This window comes from Arthrobacter sp. Y3221114 (genome assembly GCF_059092625.1).
Genome location: NZ_JBNHHW010000004.1, coordinates 77,836 through 100,531, shown reverse-complemented (window position 1 = coordinate 100,531; position 22,696 = coordinate 77,836). Strand labels below are relative to the sequence as shown.

Annotated in this window: 25 protein-coding genes; 17 read left to right on the top strand and 8 right to left on the bottom strand. The window is 63.2% G+C overall.

Going from position 1 to position 22,696, the window contains the following annotated elements; all coding sequences use genetic code 11:
- Nucleotides 1-33 precede the first annotated feature (33 nt).
- From AC5RV3_RS10080 to AC5RV3_RS10050, 7 genes are all read right to left on the bottom strand, one after another.
- Nucleotides 34-684 (bottom strand): DUF4232 domain-containing protein, encoded by a 651-nt coding sequence (locus AC5RV3_RS10080; RefSeq protein WP_494122005.1) that lies wholly within the window; start codon nt 682-684, stop codon nt 34-36.
- An 83-nt stretch (nt 685-767) separates the two neighbouring features.
- Nucleotides 768-1,484, bottom strand: coding sequence for a YcnI family copper-binding membrane protein (locus AC5RV3_RS10075; protein ID WP_494122004.1), 717 nt, complete (start codon nt 1,482-1,484; stop codon nt 768-770).
- Between the two features lie 97 nt (nt 1,485-1,581).
- Nucleotides 1,582-2,049 carry a 23S rRNA (pseudouridine(1915)-N(3))-methyltransferase RlmH gene (rlmH, locus tag AC5RV3_RS10070; RefSeq protein ID WP_494122003.1) on the bottom strand — a complete coding sequence of 156 codons (468 nt, stop codon included), beginning with the start codon at nt 2,047-2,049 and terminating at the stop codon, nt 1,582-1,584.
- The gene (locus tag AC5RV3_RS10065) at nt 2,046-2,909 is read right to left on the bottom strand and encodes a thioesterase family protein (protein ID WP_494122002.1); all 864 of its coding nucleotides are present in this window, start codon (nt 2,907-2,909) and stop codon (nt 2,046-2,048) included. Before AC5RV3_RS10065 ends, rlmH begins: the two co-directional genes overlap by 4 nt.
- Nucleotides 2,910-2,996: 87 nt before the next feature.
- Complete coding sequence (locus tag AC5RV3_RS10060) at nt 2,997-4,643, bottom strand: hypothetical protein (protein ID WP_494122001.1); 1,647 nt, start codon at nt 4,641-4,643, stop codon at nt 2,997-2,999.
- Between the two features lie 9 nt (nt 4,644-4,652).
- A complete protein-coding gene (locus tag AC5RV3_RS10055; protein ID WP_494122000.1) occupies nt 4,653-6,893 on the bottom strand; it encodes a transglycosylase domain-containing protein in 2,241 nt (746 codons plus the stop codon).
- A 573-nt stretch (nt 6,894-7,466) separates the two neighbouring features.
- Nucleotides 7,467-7,676, bottom strand: coding sequence for a hypothetical protein (locus tag AC5RV3_RS10050; RefSeq protein WP_494121999.1), 210 nt, complete (start codon nt 7,674-7,676; stop codon nt 7,467-7,469).
- A gap of 293 nt (nt 7,677-7,969) precedes the next feature.
- On the opposite strand from AC5RV3_RS10050, the gene AC5RV3_RS10045 reads away from it, so the two are divergent.
- From AC5RV3_RS10045 to AC5RV3_RS09980, 14 genes are all read left to right on the top strand, one after another.
- Nucleotides 7,970-8,164 carry a hypothetical protein gene (locus AC5RV3_RS10045; protein ID WP_494121998.1) on the top strand — a complete coding sequence of 65 codons (195 nt, stop codon included), beginning with the start codon at nt 7,970-7,972 and terminating at the stop codon, nt 8,162-8,164.
- 130 nt (nt 8,165-8,294) lie between these two features.
- Complete coding sequence (locus AC5RV3_RS10040; protein ID WP_494121997.1) at nt 8,295-8,648, top strand: ArsR/SmtB family transcription factor; 354 nt, start codon at nt 8,295-8,297, stop codon at nt 8,646-8,648.
- Nucleotides 8,649-8,957: 309 nt separating this feature from the next.
- Nucleotides 8,958-9,566 (top strand): gluconate 2-dehydrogenase subunit 3 family protein, encoded by a 609-nt coding sequence (locus AC5RV3_RS10035; protein WP_494121996.1) that lies wholly within the window; start codon nt 8,958-8,960, stop codon nt 9,564-9,566.
- Nucleotides 9,559-11,277 (top strand): GMC family oxidoreductase, encoded by a 1,719-nt coding sequence (locus AC5RV3_RS10030; protein ID WP_494121995.1) that lies wholly within the window; start codon nt 9,559-9,561, stop codon nt 11,275-11,277. Before AC5RV3_RS10035 ends, AC5RV3_RS10030 begins: the two co-directional genes overlap by 8 nt.
- A 12-nt stretch (nt 11,278-11,289) precedes the next feature.
- Nucleotides 11,290-11,490 carry a 2-hydroxymuconate tautomerase gene (gene thmT / locus AC5RV3_RS10025; RefSeq protein WP_493976949.1) on the top strand — a complete coding sequence of 67 codons (201 nt, stop codon included), beginning with the start codon at nt 11,290-11,292 and terminating at the stop codon, nt 11,488-11,490.
- 98 nt (nt 11,491-11,588) lie between these two features.
- Nucleotides 11,589-12,386: a cyclase family protein gene (locus AC5RV3_RS10020; protein WP_494121994.1), complete on the top strand. Its 798-nt coding sequence runs from the start codon at nt 11,589-11,591 to the stop codon at nt 12,384-12,386.
- 158 nt (nt 12,387-12,544) lie between these two features.
- A complete protein-coding gene (locus tag AC5RV3_RS10015; RefSeq protein WP_494121993.1) occupies nt 12,545-13,954 on the top strand; it encodes an MFS transporter in 1,410 nt (469 codons plus the stop codon).
- Between the two features lie 68 nt (nt 13,955-14,022).
- Nucleotides 14,023-14,427 (top strand): GlcG/HbpS family heme-binding protein, encoded by a 405-nt coding sequence (locus tag AC5RV3_RS10010; RefSeq protein ID WP_494111874.1) that lies wholly within the window; start codon nt 14,023-14,025, stop codon nt 14,425-14,427.
- Between the two features lie 9 nt (nt 14,428-14,436).
- The gene (locus AC5RV3_RS10005) at nt 14,437-15,192 is read left to right on the top strand and encodes an SDR family NAD(P)-dependent oxidoreductase (protein WP_494121992.1); all 756 of its coding nucleotides are present in this window, start codon (nt 14,437-14,439) and stop codon (nt 15,190-15,192) included.
- 222 nt (nt 15,193-15,414) lie between these two features.
- A complete protein-coding gene (locus AC5RV3_RS10000) occupies nt 15,415-15,618 on the top strand; it encodes a cold-shock protein (protein WP_493976944.1) in 204 nt (67 codons plus the stop codon).
- 412 nt (nt 15,619-16,030) lie between these two features.
- Nucleotides 16,031-16,261: a zinc-ribbon domain-containing protein gene (locus AC5RV3_RS09995; protein ID WP_494121991.1), complete on the top strand. Its 231-nt coding sequence runs from the start codon at nt 16,031-16,033 to the stop codon at nt 16,259-16,261.
- A 132-nt stretch (nt 16,262-16,393) separates the two neighbouring features.
- Nucleotides 16,394-16,597, top strand: coding sequence for a hypothetical protein (locus tag AC5RV3_RS09990; protein WP_494121990.1), 204 nt, complete (start codon nt 16,394-16,396; stop codon nt 16,595-16,597).
- Nucleotides 16,598-17,147: 550 nt separating this feature from the next.
- The gene (locus AC5RV3_RS09985; protein ID WP_494121989.1) at nt 17,148-18,455 is read left to right on the top strand and encodes a Glu/Leu/Phe/Val family dehydrogenase; all 1,308 of its coding nucleotides are present in this window, start codon (nt 17,148-17,150) and stop codon (nt 18,453-18,455) included.
- Between the two features lie 177 nt (nt 18,456-18,632).
- The gene (locus tag AC5RV3_RS09980) at nt 18,633-18,830 is read left to right on the top strand and encodes a hypothetical protein (RefSeq protein ID WP_494121988.1); all 198 of its coding nucleotides are present in this window, start codon (nt 18,633-18,635) and stop codon (nt 18,828-18,830) included.
- Nucleotides 18,831-18,920: 90 nt separating this feature from the next.
- Here AC5RV3_RS09980 and AC5RV3_RS09975 read toward each other — a convergent pair whose 3' ends face one another.
- Nucleotides 18,921-19,505, bottom strand: a complete 585-nt coding sequence (locus AC5RV3_RS09975; protein ID WP_494121987.1) for a hypothetical protein — start codon at nt 19,503-19,505, stop codon at nt 18,921-18,923.
- A 427-nt stretch (nt 19,506-19,932) separates the two neighbouring features.
- On the opposite strand from AC5RV3_RS09975, the gene AC5RV3_RS09970 reads away from it, so the two are divergent.
- The 3 genes from AC5RV3_RS09970 (at nt 19,933) to AC5RV3_RS09960 (ending at nt 21,743) form a co-directional block, all read left to right on the top strand.
- Nucleotides 19,933-20,361, top strand: coding sequence for a hypothetical protein (locus AC5RV3_RS09970; protein ID WP_494121986.1), 429 nt, complete (start codon nt 19,933-19,935; stop codon nt 20,359-20,361).
- Between the two features lie 454 nt (nt 20,362-20,815).
- Nucleotides 20,816-21,244 (top strand): hypothetical protein, encoded by a 429-nt coding sequence (locus AC5RV3_RS09965; RefSeq protein ID WP_494121985.1) that lies wholly within the window; start codon nt 20,816-20,818, stop codon nt 21,242-21,244.
- A gap of 286 nt (nt 21,245-21,530) precedes the next feature.
- Nucleotides 21,531-21,743: a hypothetical protein gene (locus AC5RV3_RS09960; protein WP_494121984.1), complete on the top strand. Its 213-nt coding sequence runs from the start codon at nt 21,531-21,533 to the stop codon at nt 21,741-21,743.
- The last annotated feature ends 953 nt before the right edge of the window (nt 21,744-22,696 follow it).

The following is a 22,696-nucleotide window of genomic DNA, read 5'->3' as shown; positions in this document are numbered from 1 at the left end:
TCCCGGCGTGCAGTTCGAAGAGTGGAGAGGCGGCTACGGGGCCTGGAAGGTGCCCACGGTCATCAGCACCACGGAGTCGTCCGAGCAGCCGACCGTCTCCTGCTTCGCGACGACCGATTCCTTCTGGTTCGGCGGGTAGACCCTGACTCCCGCCACATCCGTCAGTCCGCATTCCTCGCCGTAGTTCTGCGCGTTGGTTTGCTGGAGCTGCGCCTCGGCGGTTCCGCCCGGTTGCAGCGTGACGGCCACCGCCTCTGCCTCCGGGTCCCGGTCGGCCGGTGCCCCCACCTGCCCACCGTCGGCGTCGAGATAGGAGACGCCCGGGTACCCCTGGAGCGTGCAGGACTCGCCGCCGGTGTTCGTCAGTACCAGCGTGCGGTAGACACTGCCGGCGGCCCCGGCGCCAACCTTGGTTTCGATGGCCGCCTCCAGCTGGCCAGCCCGGCAGGAACCGTCGCCGGCGCTGCCGCCGGCCTCCGGGGACGGAGTGGCGCTTCCGGTTTCGGTGGCGCTTCCGGTTTCCGGGGCGGGTGCAGCGGACGACGACGGCGCGCTGGGCGCGGGGGCAGAAGACGCAGGTTGGGTGCCGGATTCCTGAGCCGATTGCCCGCATCCGGCCAGCAGCAGGGCGGATCCGACGAACAGGGCCGCGGCGGCGGGGCGGATCAGGAAACGATTCATCATGGTCATATTAAACACCGCCGGCCGGGCGGTTCCCGCGTGGGACTCCTGCCGGCCGGCTGGACCGTCGATACCGGGCTGTAAGCTCAGGCCTTCTTGCGGGTTCTGGCCAGCGCGGTCACGCCGGCAGCCAGACCCAGCACCCCGGCGCCGAGCCCGGCCCAACCGGCCACCGCTGCCGCGCCGTTGCCCGATGCCGAGGTCGCGCCGGCGTCGGGAGCCGCACCGCCGTCGTCGTGCCCTCCGTGGCTGTTGACGGATGCTTCGCCGATCACGAACGACGGAGCCGGGGAGTCCAGCTCATGGGGATCCTGGCCCTCCGCGGGCAGCTCGGCCCAGTCGGTCTCCCCCTTCTCGCAGGTCTGCAACGTGGGGAAGGACAGGCTCTCGCCGGGGGCATTGGGCAGCAGCACCTGGAGCTGCAGCGTGTCGCGCAGCCCGTCCGCCACCGGTTCCTTGGCCGTGTAAACAATCTGGCTGACCCGCTCGGTGACGGTGGCTCCGCTGTCCAAGGTCTTGGGGGCATCCAAGGTTTCGGTCACCTTTTCAACCTCCCAGTTGGGGTGCGCGGTCGGCGTGGCGTCCACCAACTGCTCGGGCAGCGTGATCGCAACCTTCGTGGTCGGCGAACCCTCACACCCATGCGCGAAGGAGAACGTCAGAACCGAGCTGCTGCCGGCGGCGTTGTCCTCGGGCGTGACGCCGACGTGCGCGGAGGCTGCGCCGGCGCCAACAAGCAACAGGCCCGCCATGGCGCCGACGGCCAGTACGGAGCGAAGGGCAGTGCGGGGAATGGTAGTCACTGGAGTGCCTTTCAGGAGGCGGCGGGCCGCGGCCGGATTCGCAGGGGAGGGTCGCGGCGACTGCCGTCCACCGGCCAAAGGGCACTGCGCTCGCCGGTCATTCATGGTGGTAGGGCCTCCCGCCGGCGATCTCCTGGGCGCGGTAGAGCTGCTCCATGAGGATCAGCCGGACCAGCTGGTGCGGGAAGACCAGCTTGGAAAGGGACCAGACGAAGTCGGCCCGCTGGTGGATCGAGTCGTCCACCCCGTACGCCCCGCCGATGATCAGTGTGACGTTGCGGGAGCTGTCCAGCGGCTGTTGGAGCGTGCGCGCCAGCGTGGGCGAATCGATGTTCTTGCCGCGTTCATCCAGCAGCACCACGAAGTCGTTGGCGTGCTTGCCGCTGAGCTTGGCCAGCAGGGTTTCGGATTCTTCCTTGCGCGCCGCGTCATGCTCGCGGGATGAATGGGGGATCGGCTGCCAGGTGACGTCGAAGGGCTTCTTCATCCGCTTTTCGTAGCGGTCGATTCCCTCCGCCACCCATGACTCGTGCTTGCGCCCGATGGTCAGGATGCGCAGGCTCATCCGGTTGTTCCGGGAACCTTGCGGACGGTCAGGATCTGGGCGGCTCGGCCCACCGCACCCTGTTCGTCGAACAGTTCGGTATCCGTCAGGCCGACGCCGTCGGCGCCAAAGGTCACGCGGGTGTCCAGGCCGGTCCACTCGCCCTGCGGCTGGCGGAACAGGTGGATGGTCAGATCCAGATTGGGGAACATGTACTCGCGCGGATCCTGCCGCACCGCAATGCCGTTGGCGGTGTCCACGATGCTGACGAAGCGGGCCAGCGGGTCGCTGTCCTCGCCCTGCACCAGCGGGTGCAGGGTCCGTCCCCAGACTGTCCGGTTGCCGGGACCGAGGTCGGCCGCGGTGCGGAACTCCGTGGCCCGGATAAAGCCGCCGTCCCAGACGCTGGTCATGGGCGCCGGGGGACAGCCATCGGGTCCGGGAAGAGGCCGGCTGAAGGTGCCGGCGACATCGGCGGTATTGCCGGTGACCAGCCGCCAGGCCTGGGCGCGGATGGCCGTGCGGCCCTGCGCGGTGAAGGTGGCCTCCAAGAGTTCGATCGTCCTGCCGGGTCGAAGAACCCGGGTCTGGATCTCGAACTCGCCGCCGTGGATGATGCCCAGGATCTCGAAACTGATCCGGCTCATCACCATCTCGGGGCGGGGATGGTTGCGCAGCAGTTCATGCACGATCAGGCCGGAGGCCGGTGCCATGTGCTGTTCGTGGTCGTTCCACGCGCCTTGGGAATGCAGCGTGGAATGGAAGCGCCCGCCGTCCAGGCGGACGTAGTAGGCGTCCGGAACTGCACGTCCATCGGCGCCGAGGTGCTCCGTGGCGGCGGTGACGTCGGCAGTGGCGGTGGTGGCGGTGGAATCAACCATGCCACCACTCTAGCCAAAGCCAGCGGGAGCCCTGGCTTCCGGCACAGCGGGCTCCACGCGGCCACGCCGGGACCGCTGCCCCTTGGATCATCGTTGGCCCGCAGGGCGGGGATCGGCCGGGGGTGTCGGGGCGACGGGCTTGGCCGGCGGCGCCCAATTCAGGATGGCGGGCGCGCCTATCGCGTCACAATCCGCGGGCTCGGGCCGCGAGGGCTCCTGGGGCGGCGTGGGCTTTTCCGGCTGCTGCTCCTCCTTGTCTTCGTTGCCCCTGTTCTCTTCAGCTTCTTCCAACGCCTTCCGGTACTCCTCCAGCGCCTTCTCGTACTCCTGTTGCGCCATTTTGTACTCCTGCTGCGCGTTCTTGTACTCCTCCTCCGCGTTCCGGTTGTCCGCTTCGCACTGCGCCAGCGCGTTCCGATATTCGGCCCGGGCATTGTCCTGCTGGGTAAAGAATGCCGAGCGCTCCGCCAGCGCCTGCTGGTAGACGGCGTATTCGGCCCAGTAGTCGTTCCACCGCGCCGCGATCTTGTCCCACTCCTTGTTCACTTTGGCGACCGCGGCGGCGTAGTCCTTGTACTCCTTCACATCGGTCCGGTATCGGTCGTAGGCGGCCCAATAGTCCAGCACGCTCTGTTGCCATTTCCTGGCGCCGGCGGCGAGTTTCGACTCCGTGGCGTGGACACGCTCCCGGTTGGCGGCGGCTGCTTCCATGGCGTCAAAAGGCACCGGGGACATGCCGGTGAACTCCCAGCCGCAGCCCGGCCCGGTGGCGTCCTCGGTCAGCAGGTGGACCTTCGCCGACCTGGCAGGCTCTTCCGCAGGGCTCTTCGGCGGCCGGGGGAGCTCCCGCGCCTCCGGCATCAGCGGCCAGACCGGATAGACCGGCACTGCCGCCGGCTTGGCCGGTTTGACCTTCAGATCGGGCGCCGGGAAGGAGACGGCTTCGTAGTCGGCGTCGGCCGGTGCCTCCGGCAGCGGGACGGCGCGGATGGACACAGTGCTGGTGACCGTGAGCGGCTGGTAACCGGCCGTCGACCAGGGGGACCGGGCAGCGTCGCCGGCTGTGGATTCCTGGTCGGCACAGACATCCGCGAGCGCTCCCGCCAGCTTCTTGTCCAGTTGCTTGGCCAGTTTCTCCAGCGGCGCGGCTGCCTCTCCCACCACGAAGGCCAGCACGTCCCCGCGCCGGAAGGTGAGCACCTGCATGGCGCCGCGGCCGTTCTTAGCTGTGTAGGCCAGGTGGGCCTGGACCCCTGGGCCTTCCAATTCCTCGCCGCGGACACCGATCGCCGGCCCGGCGCAGTCGGCCGCGTTCTCCACCACCTTGTCCATCGCTTCGGCGCCAAGGCCGGCGGTGTAGGCAGCGGCGAGCACCTGCACGCTCTCGTTGCCCACCCTGAATGAACGCGACAACGCCACCGAGGGAGCCGTACCGACATCACACGCATAGGGCACCGGCAGCGCAACTCCGCGCTCCAGCGGACCCTCCGGTTTCCACTTCTTGGGAGGTTCGGCCAGCAGCCCGGTCAATGAGGTGGAGGCAGGGCTATCGGTGAGCACCGCGCTGATCGCCGCCGGCGAGGCAGGTTCGGCAACCGCCGGAGCCTGCTCCTCGGTAAAGAACATCGGCATGCCGGATGCCTGCAGCGCCGCCAGCCCGGACCCGGTGAGCGAAGCCAGGCAGATTGCACCGGTGGCCAGGGCAAGAGCCGGATGTTTTTCAAAAGTAGACATCGTGGCTCCTTACAACCCGTCGGGAACGGTGATGGCGGTGTTGCTGCCGGCACTGAGCCTGACGGTCACTTCCTGCCGGAACGTCAACCTGCTGCCCGGCGGTGCCGACTGTGCGGTGACCACGTCCTTGCCCACCCGGGGGTCCGGCTTGGCCGTTTCCTTCCCGATCACCGGCACCAGATTGTTGCGCAGCAGCACCGTGATCGCCTCGTTGACGCCCAGTCCGCGCAGGTCGGGCATGGACCGGGACGCGGCAGTGCTGGTGGTCAGCGGGTCGGCCTCGGGCATCGGTTCGGCGGGCAGGCCCTTGTGCAGGCCTTCCATCGTGTCCTTCCACACCGGGCCGGCCAGTTCGGAACCGGTGAGGTCGTAGAAGGTTTTGCCGTAGGCATGCACCTTCTTCAGCGGGTACTGGGCCCCGCCGCGGGGGTCGCCGAGCCACACCGCCGTCGCATAGCGCGGGGTGACGCCCACAATCCAGTTCGCGGCGAAGTCATTGGTGGTACCTGTCTTCGCCCCGGCAGGGCGGCCCTTCGGCATGCCCAAGGCGCCCAGCGTGCCGGCCGGGTGGAACGGTTCCTTGAGCGCGTCGGCCACCGTGGCCGCCACCGAGGGATCGATGGCCTGGTGGCAGTTCGAGGCGGGGACCGGGAGCTTCTCCCCGGTATCGCTGCGGATGGCGGCGGTGATGGTGACCGGCCGGCACAGCACCCCGCCGCTGACGAAGGTGGAGTAGGCGTTGGCCATCTCCAGCGGGGAAATCTCGTAGGAGCCGAGCGCCAGCGATGCCTCCCGCCCATGCAGCTTGTTGACGGGAATCGAGGTGATGCCCAGGGTTTCCGCGAACTCGGCGACTTCCTTCACACCGGTGCGCTCGATTAACCGCACAAAGTAGATATTCACCGAAGCGCGCACGGCCTGATAGGCGTTGATGTAGCCGTAGTTCTGGTAGCCGTAGTTGTGGAAACCGCCCGGCGGGTTATCCAGCGCTGAGTAAAAGGGGCCGTTGGCCAGCAATTTCTGGCTCGGGGAAATCCCCTGGGACAGGGCCGTGGCGAGCACGATCGGCTTCATCGCCGACCCCACCTGGAAGGCGCTGTCGGCGAAGACCACCTCGGTCTTGCCCTTGCCCTCGCCCCATGAACGGTTCTGCGCAACTGCCGTAACATGCCCGGTGCCGGGTTCGACGACGGCGGTGCCCAGCGCCGCGCGGTTCTTGTTGCCCATCGCTTTGCGCACCGCTTTTTCCGCCGCGTCGATGGCCTTGCGGTCCAAGGCCGTGGTCAGGGTCATGCCGCCGCGGGAGAGCCGGTCCCCGCGTTCTTCCGGGGTCTTGCCGAAGGCCGGATCGGTGAGGATTTCATCCCGGACCAGATCGCAGTAGAACGGGTACTCGGAGCCGCCGCAGCCCGAGGGCACCGATCCCAGGTCAAGGCCGAGCCCGCTTTCGCGGGCCTCCGCGGCTTCTTCCGCCGTGATCGCGCCGTGCCGCTCGAGCACATTCAGCACCGTGTTGCGGCGGTCGAGCGCCCGATCCGGGTACTTCACCGGATCGTAGTGAACCGGTCCCTTGAGCAGTCCCACGAGCAGGGCCGACTGGGGCAGGGTGAGCTTTGCCGCCGTCGTATTGAAATAGATCCGCGCCGCCGCCTGGACTCCGTACGCGCGGTTGCCAAAGTAAACGGCGTTGACGTACATGTTGAGGATCTGGTCCTTGTCCAGGCGTTTCTCCAGCTGGACGGCGTACTTCGCCTCGCGGATCTTGGCGTTATACGTTTCGCCCACCGCCACCGACTGTTCGGTTTCATCCCGGGCATTGTTGACCAGGATGTTCTGTACCAGCTGCTGGGTAATGGTGGAGCCGCCCTGGCGCTCGCCGCCCACGGAGTTGCTCACCATCGCGCGGGTGACGCCCAGGGGGTCCACGCCGTGATGTTCGTAAAACCGGGAGTCCTCGGTGGAGAGCAGCGTGTCCAAAAACGTCGGCGAGACCTGGTCCAGGCCCACGTCGATCCGGTTCTCGCTGTAAAAGCGGGCGAACTCCTTGCCGTCCCTGTCCAGCAGGACCGTATGCTGCGGCAAGGCGGTGTCCAACGGAAGCTCGGCGGGCAGGCCTTCCCACAGGTCCAGCACGGAATCCGTCGCTGCCGAGAAGGCGATGGCTCCCGGGGCTATCAAGGATCCGGCGCTGAGCGCAACGACCGCGACCGCACCGATCCACCCGGCGAAACGGACAACGGCGCCGGGCATGCGCTCCGGTTGGCCCGTCTGTTGCAGCAGGTCATCCAGCCCGACCGTATCCTTCCGACGGCGCCACCACGGTTTCGCCCTGCTCCGCATGTGAGCGGCGGCCCGGCCCGGAGGAGCCGGCGTTTGCCCGGCAGTTGGTATCCGGACGTCGAGGATCTCGCCGCCCCCTGGATCACGACCCACTTGCTCCACCCGTAGCCCCCGTCCCCCTCAGCAGGCCCGGACGTCCCCCGACGCCACCACTGGAAACCTGCAGACGAATTACCTCAAGGAGGCAGCTTTCGTACGCCGCCGCGACCAGTGAGGTGGTCTTAGCGTACGGCTAATCGGGCACGACTCAACCCCTTTTTCCGACGCTTTTCGATCGCTGTCAAAATGTGACACGGGCATCGTTTTGTGATGGATGTGAAAGGCCGGAATGCGCCCAAAAGCATTGACAGGACCGCTGTCCGGCACTAATAAAAGCTGTCCCGTCGGGGCGCTTGGGCGGGAGTTACGGGCGTGCCGCCGCGCGAAAGGAGCGCGCCCCACGGTAGGCCCTGGTCGCGGCGCCGCTTGTTCGCAGGGGCGCTGCTAGAGCACCCGCTGGTGAACCGAGACCGACCCTTCGGCGTGTACTAACACCGGTTGCGGAACTCCCTGCAGGAAAACCAGGAAATGCTCGCCGTCCTGCTTCCGGTGGAATGCGGTCAGGACGCCGACATGCTCGTCCCCGTCCGCCGTGGTCACTGAAACGACCCGGCCAATGGCGGCGGGCTTCAACGTCTTGGCAGGAATGGCCATTGTCTTACCTTCTGAAGCCAGGGAAGTGTATGGACCAAGGCTACGCCCGCTGTCCCGCCGCAGCATGGCGTTCAGCGCGACAACGGCCCAGCGGAGTCCGGGTTGGTGTGGGGTCGCGGCAAAGGGGTTGTGGACGTGTGCCAGATAGGCGACAGTGATAGGAATCCGTACGCGCCGGATGAGGGCGCCTGGGAAGTGCTGGCCGTCGACGCCGACGACGCGGACAATGTTAAGGACCCCCTGACGATTCCCTGGTAATCCGTAACCAAAGAATCTCCGGATCAGGAGCAGTAATGACTGAAAACGTTCAGCCTGCCGACGAAGGCGACGTCAGCGAAAACATCGAAGAGTATCAGCAGGATGACAGTCTTACCCCGGCCGACCGCATGGACCTCATTGCCAACGCCGTCGCCGCGGACGAGGACGACGATCGGGCGGATGAATCCCGCGACCGGGTGCAGGACGAAGGACCCGGCGACTCTCCGTAAAGAACCTGCGGCACGCTGAGGGACGGCCGAGCAAGCCCTAATAGCTGCAGCGCGGAGCCACGGCGACCAATCTCGCGCCGACAACCCGCGGGCCTGCCCCCTCCGGTAGGTGTTGAGGAAAGCAAGCACCATGATCGACTCCGTGCGGGCACCGAGTCACGGGCACCCGGTCGCACTAAACCGGCACCAGCTTGAGGGTGCCGCTGAGACACTGCGGATGCTTGGAGAACCCACGCGGTTGCACCTGCTGTTGGTCCTGACCGCCGGACCAGCGTGTGTTGCGGAGCTGGTTGAGGCGACGGGATCTGCCCGCACCATCGTGAGCCAACACTTGGCAAAGCTGCGCCTCAGCGGCCTTGTCAATGCCCGCAAGGAAGGGCGCAAAGTCATTTATTCGATCAGCGACAACCACCTGAACCGGTTGATTCAGGAAGCCGTCAACCACGCTGGCCACACCACGCCCGGGCAGCCCGAGCACGACTGATGACAGGCGCCGACCCGGACAAGCCACTCGGCGTTCCATCTCCTTTGCCCTCTTCCCGCCGCTGCAAAAGCCGAGCGTAGACTCCGCCGCCGCGCCGCTACGCGGGCACCTTGAGGAGCCGACGCGCTCCCGTTGACACTGGGTAATTAGCGGGTGGAAAATTCTGGACATACCGATAGGTGCGCAGTTGCGGGGATGTTGTTTGCAGCGGCGCAAACCTTCGTCCGGGTCTTCCCTGGTAGCGCTGAGGCAACCATCGCGTCGGCGCATCTCGCGATTCGACGCGGGCGACGCCGAAGGAGGCGTTCTATGGACGCGAAGGATGGATCTCGGGGCGCGGTTACCTTCCTCAACACGCATGAGGCGGAGACCATCGATGCGCTGGCCGGACTGATAATACCGGGGTCGGAGGACGATCCAGGGGCCCAGGAAGCCGGAGCGGTTATCTATATTGACCGCGCTCTGGCGGGCCCTTACCGGAACCTGCAGAAGTTGTACCGTGTGGGCCTGGCTGCCCTTGATGACAGTTGCGTTCAGCGACAGGGGCGTACGTTTGTCGAGCTTGACGACGGAGAGCAGAATGCCGTCCTGGAACAGCTTGCAGGGAGCGGGCTGGATAGCGCGGTGGGTGCCGAACGCGCGGAATCTGACGGGGCGGAGACGACCGACCTCGGATTGCTGCCGTATTTTTTCGCGGTGGTGAGGCAGCATGTGGTCGAGGGGACATTCGGAGACCCTGTCTACGGGGGCAACAGGAACGCCGTCGGGTGGCGTTTACTGGGATTTCCTGGCGCCCATTGGGGGTACGGCGCAGGCGAGATGGAATACGGGTTTGATGCCTCGGCCCTGCCTGTCGTAACCCTTCAGGACCTGCGGCATGAGCGAGAGCAGCGTAAAGGAGAGCCGGACCATGGCTGAGCATGCGGACATTGTGATCGTCGGCCTTGGTGCAGCCGGCGGGGTTATGGCGAAAGAGATGGCGCAAGCCGGCATGAGGGTTGTGGCCCTTGATAAGGGTCCGCGCTACGTGGATGAAGATGTCGAGGTCAAGCACGACGAGCTGCGGTACTTCGTCCGGCAGGAAATTTCCCCCAATATGGTCAGCGACCCCGTGACGTGGCGGCCCACCAAGGACGGTACCGCAAGCGTTTTACCATGGTCGGCCGGACCACTCGCGATCGGCCCTTTGTTCGTGCCTCCCTCCATCGGAGTGGGCGGGGGGACGATCCACTGGGCCGCGTGGGCGTGGCGGTTCCGTGACGCGGAGCTGCGCCTGCGGACTACGCTGACCGAGCGTTTAGGCGCGGAAGCTGTGGCGGACACCGCCATCGTTGACTGGCCGATGGGCTATGACGAACTTGAACCGTATTACGAGCGCGCCGAGTACGAGATCGGAGTCGCGGGGAAGGCAGGTAATCTCAACGGGGAAATTCAGGAGGGTGGCAACCCGTTCGAACCGCCGCGGAAGCGGGAGTATCCCATGCCGCCGCTGCGCATGACGGCGGGCGACAAACCATTTTCGGAGGCAGCGAAGCGGCTGGGCCTGCACCCCTTCCCTGCTCCTGCAGCAGTCAACTCCGTGGAGTACCAGGGAAGAAGCGCTTGCGTGTACTGCGGATTCTGCCGGGACTACCCCTGCCACGTTGGCGCAAAGTCCAGCAGTGCGGTCGCCCTCATTCCGCAGGCTCTCGAAACGGGTAACCTCGAGATCCGCCCGTATTCGCGGGTTTTTGAGGTAAAGCGGGATGCGACCGGGCGGGCCTCCGGTGTGCGATACATCGATCTCGTGCGGGAACAGGAACGCGAAATCGACGCCGACTACGTCGTGCTCTCGGCATACGCCTTGGAGAACACCCGGCTGCTATTGGCTTCGGGCATCGACGGAAACGGCGTCGTCGGCAAGTACTTCATGACGCATAACTACGGCTGGTTTACCGGCACGCTTCCGGACTGGACTAACCCGTTCGCCGGTCCGGCGGTTGCGACCAGCGTGGTTGATGACTACACCTCCGAGCTCGTCTCCGGTCACGGTGCGGTCTGGGGCAGCCCGATTATCGGCTTTGGCGGGGATGTGCAGCCGGTGGAAGCCACCCGGAATATGCCGGACTCGGCACCGAAATTCGGGCAGGGATTCAAGGACTGGATGCGGGACAATTACCGGCGTACTTTCAGCATGTACCACCAGACCGCGACGTTCCCCCGCGAAGAGTTCTTTTGCGACCTGGATCCGAAGGTTAAGGACGCGTTCGGTCAGCCGGCGCTGCGGATCACCCACGACTGGACGTCGCGCGACGAACAGGACGTGGAGTTCATCATCGGCAAGAAGCGCGAAATCGCACGTGAGATGGGAATGCTTGAATGGTGGGAGGCACCGACCGCGCCGCCTTACCATGTGTCCACCCACGAGGTAGGTACCCATCGGATGGGCGACGATCCGGGCACCTCGGTTGTGGACCGTTACGGCCAATGCCACTCCGTGCCCAACCTCTTCGTTCTCGGTGGAGGACAGTTCCCCACGTACGGCGCCTATAACCCCACGTTGACGATCTATGCGCTCGCCTACATGGCTGCTGATCATCTTCGGGCGGGGACCGGGGTGAAGGCGGGCGCCGAAGTTCCTCATCGCTGAAAGGTGGGAAAGATGCCGGTCGTACAGGTCCATATGCGGGCGGGCCGGTCCGCGGAGGACAAGCGCAGGCTCATCGAGTCCATAACCGACGCCGTGGTAGATGTTTTGGGCTCAAAGAGGGAAAGAGTAGTGGTCCTCTTGGATGAGATCGATCCGGGGAGCTGGGGTCAGGGGGGCCGGCTTCTCGCGGACGAGTTATCGGAGAAGACGTGATGGGTGGCTCCCATGTCCTGTCTGGTGAACGATTTTCCGGCACGGCCGCGTAGCTCGAAACCTGGCACAAGGCGGGCGATGACATGACTGCTTCCGCGGTGGCTTCGCTGCTGGCGACGCTTGATCAGGCCACGTTCTACGACCTTGAACAGCCCCGTTATGCCGGTGCGCCAATTTTTGCCGCGCACCGTCCCGGATTCATTTACACACTCCACCGACGCCATGAAACCGGGCTGGGTGAGGCCAGGACCAGTGCCTCCGGATTGATCATCACCGCAGAGCACGCCGGCACACATATCGATGCACTCTGCCACCAGGCGGTCGACATGCGAATGTTCGGAGGCCAGCGGGCTGACGCCACGACGCAGACCTCGACCGGTTTCACGGAACTTGGGGTGGAGACAATAGCCCCCATGATCGCCCGCGGCGTGCTGGTCGACATCCCGCGGCATCGCGGAGTGGATCGGCTTCCGGCCGGCACAGTCGTTGCGGCGGATGAGCTGGAGGCGGCCGCCTCAGAGCAGCATGTTTGGGTGAGTGCGGGCGACATCGTCCTCGTCCGCACGGGCGGCGGGTCTCTATGGAACGAACCGGAGGAATATCTCCAAAGCGCCGGCCTTTCCGCTGAAGCCTCAGAGTGGCTCGCGGATCATCGGGTGCAGGCTGTAGGAGCTGACAACGTTGCGTGGGACACCGTGCAACCGGACCCTCAGCGCGGGAGCCTGCCGGGACACGTGGTCCTTATTGTCCACAACGGGATTTACATCATCGAGAACCTGCAGCTCGAGGAGCTCGCTGCCTCCGGCCATCAGGAATTCATCTTCCTGTGCCTCCCGCTCAAGATGGTCGGCGTGACAGGATCACCGGTCCGCCCATTGGCTCTGGTGCCGGCATGAACAGCAATCCCAGACGGAGCAGCCTTGCGGCCCGCTATCTGCCGCAAACCGAGGCTACCCCCTGCACGTCCGCTGCCTTGGCGGCCTCCCAGGACCAAGGCCATTGGAAAGCGCCTAAATCACTACGGTGACAGCCTGATTGGAGAGGAGAAGGCGAAATGGCAGACAAGGACCAGTCGGCCACCCGGCCGGCGCAGGAAGGTCCCAGGAATCGGGGCCGCGTTCCCGCAACCGCAGTTGGAGCGCTGATTTTCCTGTGGCTCGTATATGCGATGAACGCGAATACGCGCCAAATCTTCTACTACGTCCTGCCCCCGATGGTCGAAGAGTTCGACCTAACACCGGAGGAGGCCGGCGTCGTCAGTACGATCGTGACGGTAGCTGTGGCATTGGTCGCGATTCCCGCGGGCGCCTGGTTTGATCGGGGCGGGCATGGCTGGGCACGCAAGTACCGCAACGCGATCGTCGCGGCTGGCTACTTCGTTTTCTCCATTCTCACGGGCATAGTCGCCCTCACGAAGACGATCTGGCACGTTGTCGTCATCCAGTCAATCAAGAACGCCTTCGGCGGTGCTGGCGAAGCGGTCGAGGTCACGTCTATGGTCGAGTGGTACCCCGTGGAAAAACGGGGCCTGGCGCTCGGGATACAGCATGCCGCGTATCCTTGGGGCACCGGCTTGGGTGCCATCGCCACCGGCGCGATTCTGGCCACCTTCGGTCCGGAGAACTGGCGGTATGTATTCCTCATCATTCCGCTGGCAATGATCCCCATTTGGATCGGCTGGTGGTGGTATAGCTCTCCGAAGCGCTACCAAAAGTTCGAAAACGACACCCAGGCCGCCGGGCTGACGAAGCCTCTGGCAGGTGGGGCCGGCGCCGAGCAGCGTCACGCCGAACCCGGTGCGCTGCGCCGAAGCCTGGCCAATCCGAACATCTTGGTTCCCGCGCTGGCATCGATGTTCGGGATCATGATCTATACCGGGATCAGCTTCTGGCTGCCGCAGTACATCGCCTTCGTAGGGGGCTTCAGTTTCGCGGAAGCCGCCGCGTACAGTGCGGTGTTCACGATCACCGGCGGTATTGGGCAGATTTTTTGGGGTGTTGTCTCCGATTACATCGGCCGCAAGCTGAGCCTTATCATCGCATTTGTGTGGCTGGCGATCGGCCTTTATCTTCTGCGTTTTTCGGCGGTGAGCCTGACCGTATTGATCGTGGTGCAGCTCATCGCAGGGCTTGCGACGAATGCCATCTTCCCCGTCCTTTACGCCTTCGGCTCGGACTCGGCAGAGCCGGGTGCCATGGGGACGGCGAATTCGATTCTTCTGTTCTTCCTTTACATTGGAGGCGTCTCCCCGCTCGTCCTCGGATGGCTGATTGGACTCGGCGGCGGGTTTGAAAGTGAAACCGGGTACTTCTACGGCCTCTACTTCCTGGTGGCGGTCGCTATCATTTCGGCAATCATCATTGCGCTGTTCACGCGCGAGACGGTGGGTCGGTTTAAGGACCGTGACCGGGCACTGGTCTCCCGTGAGCGCACCCATGTGCGTCCTGGACTGCCCCAGGAGTAAGACGTCATCCTTTCGCCCTCGGGCTGCGGCCCATGGCAGTGATCTCAATCGATGACAAGGAGAAACCGATGGGAATGAGTTACGAGCAAGCACGGCAGGCGCTGGAAGCGGCGCTTGACAAGGCCACGGAGATCGGGTCCCCCTCCAGCGTGGCCATCGTCGACTCCGGGCGTGAACTGGTTGCGTTCGCGCGGCAGGACGGAGCCCTCCTGGCTAGCACCGAGATTTCGGTGGGGAAGGCCTACACAGCGTGTTCGATGAAGATGGCAACGAAGGACATCGGACCTTTGACCCAGCCAGGTCAACCCCTCTACGGGCTCGAGTACACACACCAGCGCCCACTCGTTACCTTCGGTGGGGGGCGGCCCCTGGAGATCGCGGGGGACGTCGTAGGTGGCGTCGGAGTCGCCGGGGGAACCGTTGACCAGGACGACGAGATTGCCGCCGCCGCGCTCGCGGCCCTCACCTCGTAGGAGGAATGCATGCAGCTCCAGGGGAAAAAGGCGATCATCACAGGGGCAGCAACGGGCATTGGGGCGGTCACCGCCAGAGCGTTTGCTCAAGAAGGTGCGGCCGTCGTTGTGGCCGACATCAACGAGGACAACGGCTGGCGTGTGGTCGAGGAAATCCGTAGTCAGGGCGGCACAGCAGAGTTCGTCCGCACTGACGTCACCAGAGAGAGCGACGTAGAGGCGCTCGTAAAGCAAGGCGCAGAGACGATGGGTGGTCTCGACGTCTTGTTCAACAATGCAGGGGCCCAGCGCTCGGGGGCTATCACCGGCTTCGAGCAGGATCAGTGGGACCTGCTCATGGCGGTCAACCCCCGTTCCTGCTTCTTCGGAGTCAAGCATGCCGTACCTGTCCTTCGCGACCAGGGAGGCGGGTCGATCATCAACATGGCGTCGCTGGCTGCAGTGAAGGGAGGTGCTGGCTTGACTGCCTACTCCGCCTCCAAAGGCGCCATAGTGGCTTTCACGAAGGCATTAGCCCCGGAGCTCGCGCCTTACCGCATCAGAGTTAACAGTGTTTGCCCTGGATGGATCGACACTCCGTTCAACCGGCCCGCAATCGAGTTTATGGGTGGTGCGGAGGAGCAGGAACGCATCGTCAAACAGGTCGTACCCATGGGCCGTCAGGGAACACCGGAGGAAATCGCGCCCATCGTGGTGTACCTCGCCTCGGACGGTTCCACCTATATGACCGGCCAAGCACTAGTTGTGGACGGAGGCGTGTACTGACGGGGCTTTATCGGCTCAGGTGATCGTCTTCGGGGCGGTTCATTGTCCCGGGGGTCAGTGGCTCGGGTTCACTTCCAGGATCTCGAAAGATACGGATGGCAGTTGCCGGCCCGTCGTTTGCTCTTGCTGCGAGTCCAGCGCTCACTTAGGTTAAAGGTGGGCGGTCGCGGGCAGCTCCCGTTGGGGGAGTCGGCGCAGCCGTTCCAGAAGGAAAAGATCAGCATGGCAACAGGCACCGTCAAATGGTTCAACGCCGAAAAGGGGTTCGGCTTCATCAGCCAGGACGACGGCGGGCCGGACGTGTTCGCACACTTCTCGGCCATCGCCGCGAGCGGCTACCGCTCCCTGGAAGAAAACCAGAAAGTTGAGTTCGACGTCGTCCAGGGACAAAAGGGACTGCAGGCCGAGAACATTCACCCGCTCTAACACTTGCTCAAACCGACGCCCCGCACTCCGAAGGTGCGGGGCGTTGCCATATAGCCGACCGCGAACCGCCCTGGGCTGGGCGCGTCAACACTTCGCTGTCATCTTGGTGCTGCGGCCGAATGCGAACGGCTCGGCAGCAGCTGTGCTGCAGGGACACGGCCACGAGTCTGTCGGCCACGGGGGTCGGGTCCCGGCGACGGCCGACGGCGACGATTTCGATGGTTGCACGCAGCGGCTAACGACCAGACCTAAGTGCCCTCGAATTTTTTCGCTCTGCGTTAAGCAGGCAATCAGCAAGTATGCTTACTACCTTGGGAAGGGCGGCTTGATCTCGCCAGGAGATAAGGAGAACCACCTCGCGGTGCCCACACCACCCGGGACAGACCGGGAACAACCTTGAAAGGCACACACCATGTTTCTTCTCTTCGGTCTTAAGACCGCCCTTCGCGATCTGCCCGGACGGATGGCGACGTGCCAGTACTGCGGCCGGTTCGTCCACCATCACCTGCAGGAACGCGCCACCAAACTCACCCTGTTCTTCATTCCCGTCTTCACAACATCCAAGAACTTGGTCATCACCTGCACAAACTGCGGACAGAGCTCCAAAACGAAGTCCCGACAGAAGAACGCCCTCCTCCGCTAGCAGTGAGACCTCACTGACGAACGAGCACGCCGTCACCGCCACCATCCTCCGTGCCGCCGGCAGGGGGGCGGGCCGTTCCGCCACCCGTAGTATTAGTGCAGCCCAGATCTCACACCCCGGCACGGAGGCACCATGACTGACAAGCTGCATCTAACCCCAGAGGAACACTTTCCCGAGGACTTGGCCGTGGTCATGGATCGGCAGCTACAGGTCCTGGACAGCCAGATCCAGCGTCAGCTCGACTACGAGGTCATTGCTGACGGTGAACCCAACCCAGAGACGGAGTTCCGGCACTTTGAGCTCGATGAGGAATTCCAAACCCGCGACAGTCGCTGACTGCACCGACCGCCGGAGCTCCCGAAGATCTAAACGGCCAAGTTCCCCCTGACAGGCTGCAACTCCCAGAGTTTCGCACGCCAATCCGAGCCCGGATCAGTGACACGGTCCGAGGATGCACCCGGTAAATGGACGCCCAGGTTTGCCGGGCCTTCGCTGTGCCTTTCCTGTTGCACCAACACATCCATAACCACCTCCGGCAAGTGACCCCGGATTTGAGTGGGGTTGGATGAGCGGACCTCCAACCCCTCTCACTCTCCGGCGACGACCACCATGGGCTGCCCGCTAGCAAGATGACGATTGCATCGGCGGGTGCTGAGGTCGAGAAAATGTGGGTTTGTCCTGGCTGCGCCGTTGATCTGGTTCAGGCAGGCGGTGAAGCGGTGTGGGCATCGTTTCACCGTTCAGTCCAGTCGTAAGGCAGTGGGCGCTGTCGAAGCTGCTAGTTGCGTCACGCTGCATTGTGCAGTCGCACACTGACGGCCCCCGCGTGCCCTTGTAGCGTCACATACGCACTCTTCGAACACCTACGCCAAGAAAGAATCTGTCAATGACGACGCCTGTCTTATCTCCATCAACCGCACAATCCGGGCAAGGCGCGCCGGCTCCCAGCCAGGACGCGGGACCACTGGAGAACGCCCATAGGCAGCTTGCTTCAGCAATCCGAACGCTGGGATACAGCGAAGGGCTGCACCGACTGCTGGCCCAGCCTCGCAGGGAGCTTTCCGTCAGCATTCCCTTGCGCCGGGACAACGGCAGCGTTGAGGTTCTCACCGGTTACCGCGTGCAACATAACTTCTCCCGCGGACCCGCCAAAGGGGGACTGCGGTACAGCCCGCACGTGTCGTTGGATGAGGTGCGTGCACTGGCGATGTGGATGACATGGAAATGCGCGCTGCTGGACGTCCCTTACGGCGGTGCCAAGGGTGGCATCACTATTGATCCACGGAATTACTCACAGCAGGAACTGGAGCGGGTAACGCGCCGCTACACCAGTGAAATTCTGCCCATCATTGGCCCTGAGAAGGATGTGCCGGCGCCCGACATCGGCACGGACGAGCAGACCATGGCATGGATGATGGACACCTATTCGGTCAACGTCGGCTACACGGTTCCAGGCGTAGTGACGGGCAAGCCTGTCAGCGTTGGCGGCTCCCTCGGCCGTTCGAGCGCCACCTCCAAGGGCGTCGTGCACGTCGCTCTGGCATCGCTTGCCCACGCCGGGCTTGATCCGAGGCAGAGCACCGCGGCTGTTCAGGGCTTTGGCAAGGTGGGAGCCGGAACTGCAGAGTTCCTTGCCGATGCCGGAGTCAGGGTAGTGGCTGTGGGCGACCAGTATGGGGCCATCCACAATGCTGACGGTCTGAACATCCGTGCCCTGCAAGACCACGTTAAGGAGACGGGCAGCGTCGTCGGCTTCGCCGGCGCAGGTGCCATCGCTTCGGATGAGCTGCTGGAGCTTGAGGTGGACCTGCTGGTCCCCGCAGCAGTAGAAGGCGTGCTGCACGGCGGAAACGCCGACAAGGTGCGCGCCAAGGTCATCGTGGAAGGCGCCAACGGCCCCACCACGTCGGCTGCGGACGTCATTCTGCAGGACAAGGGCGTGCTCGTTGTCCCGGACATTCTCGCCAACGCCGGCGGCGTCATTGTCTCCTACTTCGAGTGGGTGCAGGGCAATCAAGCCTACTGGTGGACTGCCGCCGAGGTTGAAGAAAAGCTGGAACGCCGAATGTTGGCGGCGTGGGAGAACGTCCTGTCCATTGCGTCAAAGCGCGGCCTGAACCTACGCGAAGCCGCTACAGTGACGGCCGTCGAGCGTGTGGCACAGGCGCACCTGACCCGCGGGCTCTACCCCTGATCCTTACTGCGCGCAATTGTCGGCGGGGTCCGGCACCCCCCGCATCAGGGACGAAGCCAGCAGGGGATGTTGCCGAACGAGGGCGACATCTCCTAAGCGACGGACATTCCTTGGTCTGCCGCTCCTATAACCCGCTATGAGTCAAGAAAACTGCACAAGACTGAGGAAAGGTCTCCCATGACGGTAGACAACTGGAAAGAGCTGACGGGCCAGCACGTTCAGATCCGAAAGGATGGGAAGCCAGTCAGGGAAGGCCGTGTGGAAGAGGTGACGCGGGCAGCGGACGCGTTGTGGCTGGAATGGCATGGCGGACACCTGAGGCAGCTTTATGAAAAAGCGGAAGGCTACTCGGTGGAGCTCGTCGCTAGCCCCTAAAGCGTGGTGCTCAAGGCGCTCGGCCTGTACAGGTGGTCGTCAAGACGGGCGGTCCACGCCACAGTGCTGCACCCGCTGGCGGAAGTCGACCTAATAGCCATGGTCTGTTCCGTAGACGAGCTTGTCCAAGGATTTGAGGCTCATCTCATCCGCTGCCAGTTCCACGTCACCGTCTTTGGTCCGGATACTCACCACCCGCTGGTTCCTTCGGAGCTCCTTCCGCCTCTGCGGAGGCAGCGCCCGTTGCTCGGGGGATGACTGCACTTCGAGGATTCGAGGCGCTCCTATGACTTTGTTTAAGCCAAAGGGGTCAATGATGTTGCCCTCCCGGAAAACGATCGTGCCTGGTTTGAGCTGAGCTGACCCGGGTGCCCACCGGTCGCGCAGTGACCCGGGCACAGCATTTGGATAGCGGAGGAGGCAGTCAATGATCCCGTGTTCTTCGATATCCGCGGTCAGGCGCTTGCGCTTGTCGCGTCTCACGCCGACGAGCAGCAGGGCCTCGACGAGGACGACTACTACGAGCCCGGATAAGATTCGGGCGCCCAAGTCCGCGTTCGGCAGCAGAATATTGGCAGGCAGCAAAGCCACTATAGGTACCCACCAAGTGGCGTGGTCAGAGATGCGCTCCAACTTGCTCTTCGGAGCGCGTGTCGGTGCTTCGGGCGCGACCATGCTTCATTCTCGTCCCTTAGCCTTCAGATTTACTGAAGAATGTGTTGTCAGAGGACGAACCCTAGAGCCAGGTAAAAGATAACGAGGGCGATCGGGCCGAAATCATCACTTGTAGCGCGCGCTCGGCGATAGAGTTACAAGAGTCGTGGTGACGATCGCGAATATTGCAGAGCTTAAATTTACGCCAAGAGATAGGGCTGCAACCTTTCCTTTCAAACTTCTCCGATCTGGTGGCAGCGTGGCGTTATGGAGCACAGCGGTTGGCATGGTCTTGCTGCTGATCTCTCTAGCTGCTTTGGCTCCTGGAGATCGCAAGAGGAAGAAGTAAGCGAGGAGTGGTGTTGCACCCACCCCATTGGGAATGCGCACATCATCAGGCGCGCCGCTCCGCTGGCGCTATGCGACCCCATCGAGTTTGATATGACACATGGGGATCCCGGTTTACGTTCCGGTTCTGTTGGCCGCTGGTGCTGTCGTCTGCGTGGGATTGGTGATGTTTCTGGGCCGCCGGACTCGCATAACGAACGAAGCCTCGCGCAGCAAAGGGGTATCTGTGAGAGGGGCATCGGCAGTCGGTTCTTTCGAATGGCACGGCGATCACGATGCTCTGCGCCATAAGATCTTCACGATTGCCGAGAGTTATGCGAAATACGCCAAGGTCCAGACCCAGCATTCAATGATCAAGGTATACATCCGCCCCAATATCTGGACCTGGGGAGAAGTCATCTTAATTCGCCTGCCCGAGAACACGCCTGCACGTATTGACGTGCAGTGCTCACCGCGTATGGAAACGACGGTCTATGACTACGGTCAGTGCGGCAAGGACCTGGCTGAATTCATCGAACGCGTGAAGTGACCAGAGGCGGAGCTGCCATCCGGCCCGCTTTGAGCTTTTGGGTTTTGGAGTACGGCTTCGACATAGTTCCGGTAGTGTGGCTGTTCCGTTCTCCTAACCGTCTGGGATGTAGCGCCTGACACTTTAATCCTCCGCTAAAGAAGAGGGTGAGCGTGCAGAATGGGAACCCAAAACAGCATTGACATGAAGCTGCGCTTATCCATAGGTCTTCCTGCCATGGCCCTTGGAATTGTCATGGCGGTCCTCGCCATCGTGTTTCCCGACCCTCTCCGGCCATTGATGTTTGCCCTTCCCGTCCTGGCGATTATCGCTCCAGGGTTAGTTCTCTTTATCGAGCGGAAACGGCGACGCAGCAAACTCGACTGAAGATCCAACCCTTAGAGTGCCGTGGAACTGCCAACAGCCTCATAACCCATGCGTTGACGGCCACTTGCGGATGAACTTTTATGGGCAGATGGGGACATCGAAGCGAAGGCGTCAGCTGGCGGCGGGCGCCTTGGTCATTGGCTTGCTCTCTCTTGCCACGCTGGTGATGGCCTTGGTCTCCAGCCCTGATGACGGAGCGGAGATTGCATTCCGGATTGTCTGGGTGGTCTTCGCTATGACCATGGGGGTATTTGGTGTCCTGTCTTTGCTGCGAGGAACGCAAAAGGGCCGGCCGCTGGCGTTCGAACCGTTTCGGTGGCAGCTGATCATCACCGGCCTAGTCGCGGCCGTCGCAGCGACGGCGGTTGCATGGCAGCTGCTGATTGACTCCGGCGACCTGCTCTCCGTCGCGTACTTTCCCTTGATAGTCGGCGGGCTGATCGGGCAGATGTATCGGCCGGAGGGCACGCGGGCGGAATGGCTGGGAACCGATCGCCGCCGCTCCACCAATACGTAGCGGTCACATGCTTAGCACGTGAAAGGGGCATTCATGCCTGGGCTAGCAGCAAGGCGGTACATCCGGGTTACCTGCATCGGCGTCTTCGCTTCGCTCTTCATCCGTGGACTGATTGCTGTTCCTTCAGGGCTGAGTCCGCTTTTGGTGATGGGAGGACTTTCCGCGTTCTGATGCTCGTCACATTGCCCATGGGGTTAGCGGCACGACGAGAGCGGTTGGAACGGGAACGCAACCGTTAAGCAGCGCTGACCCTGCTCCTTCTCACAAACGATGGGAGTATGGGGCCATGCAACCGGAAGCGCTGATCCTGCTCACCGTCGGCCTGATACTGGTTGGGATCTCCTCCGTCTTCGCCATTGCACATCCCCGACGAGAAGGGGAGCCGTTCGGGCCGCAACGAAAGATGATGCTCGCCCTGTGCCTTACCGGAGGTCTGTGCATTGCGGCGTTCGCCATCATCTTCATGACGGCTTTAACGGATTTGAAAACGCCAATTTAGAGCGCGACGGAAGAAGCCATTGGACAGATGCGCCGTTTTCGTAAACGGCCCTCACCATGTAGCTGACATCGGGATCGCTCGTCACCTCGAAAAAGACTTGGTCCGGTGACAGCGGATATGACGAGAATGCGCGGGTTGTACCCTCATTCAGATCAGTGCAGGTTACTTCGTCAGTGTCATGCAACAGGAGAGTTCCAGCACTGAGACAAGTCAGCTCTATATAGATGTGGGTAGCTTCCGCGGGCGGAGCACCAAGCTCGATAGTCTGCGTGCCCGTGAATGTGCCGAAGACCGGATCTGCGACTGCTGTAGCAGTACTACCTGGGTAGCTGGGCGGTGGCTGGCTTCCAGCCTCCACATCACTCTCCGCCCCGCATCCGATGAGCAGGGCAGCCGACAGCGACCCTCCAATCGCTAGAGTCGGCAATAGTCGTTGCTTCATTTGCTGAAGCTAGCAGGCCGGCTGAGAAGTCAGTCGTAAAATGGGCATTCGTTATCGGAGCGTTGTCCATCACGACCGGTCAGGCGGGTGCCGGCCCAAGTTCCCATCCCCAGAGGTGTGTCCCCACAGGAGGCAGTACCCCGTACACGTTTGGGAGCTATGGGGGTGGCGTGGCGGGTTTGGATACGGGGGCTTCCTCCACCTGCATCAAGATGCCCGCACAGGAGATTGGTAGCATCAGCCATGCGCCGCTCCACTACAGCTAAGAAGCGACAGGCGATTGTCGGCAGCGTCTTTGCCTTCGGGTTTTCATCCGCTCGCAGCGCGCAGCGCCGTTGACGGCTCCCTGCACCGGGAATCTCAGTCCAGCTGTCGCATCTGATGGCGGAGACTTGAGAGCATGATCCAGCTCTGAGGCGCAGTCATGGTGGTGGTCACTGAGGTAGAGGCGAACAACACCGCGATCGAGAACACCGAAAAAACGTACCGCCCGCGCGGCCTCCGCACCTCG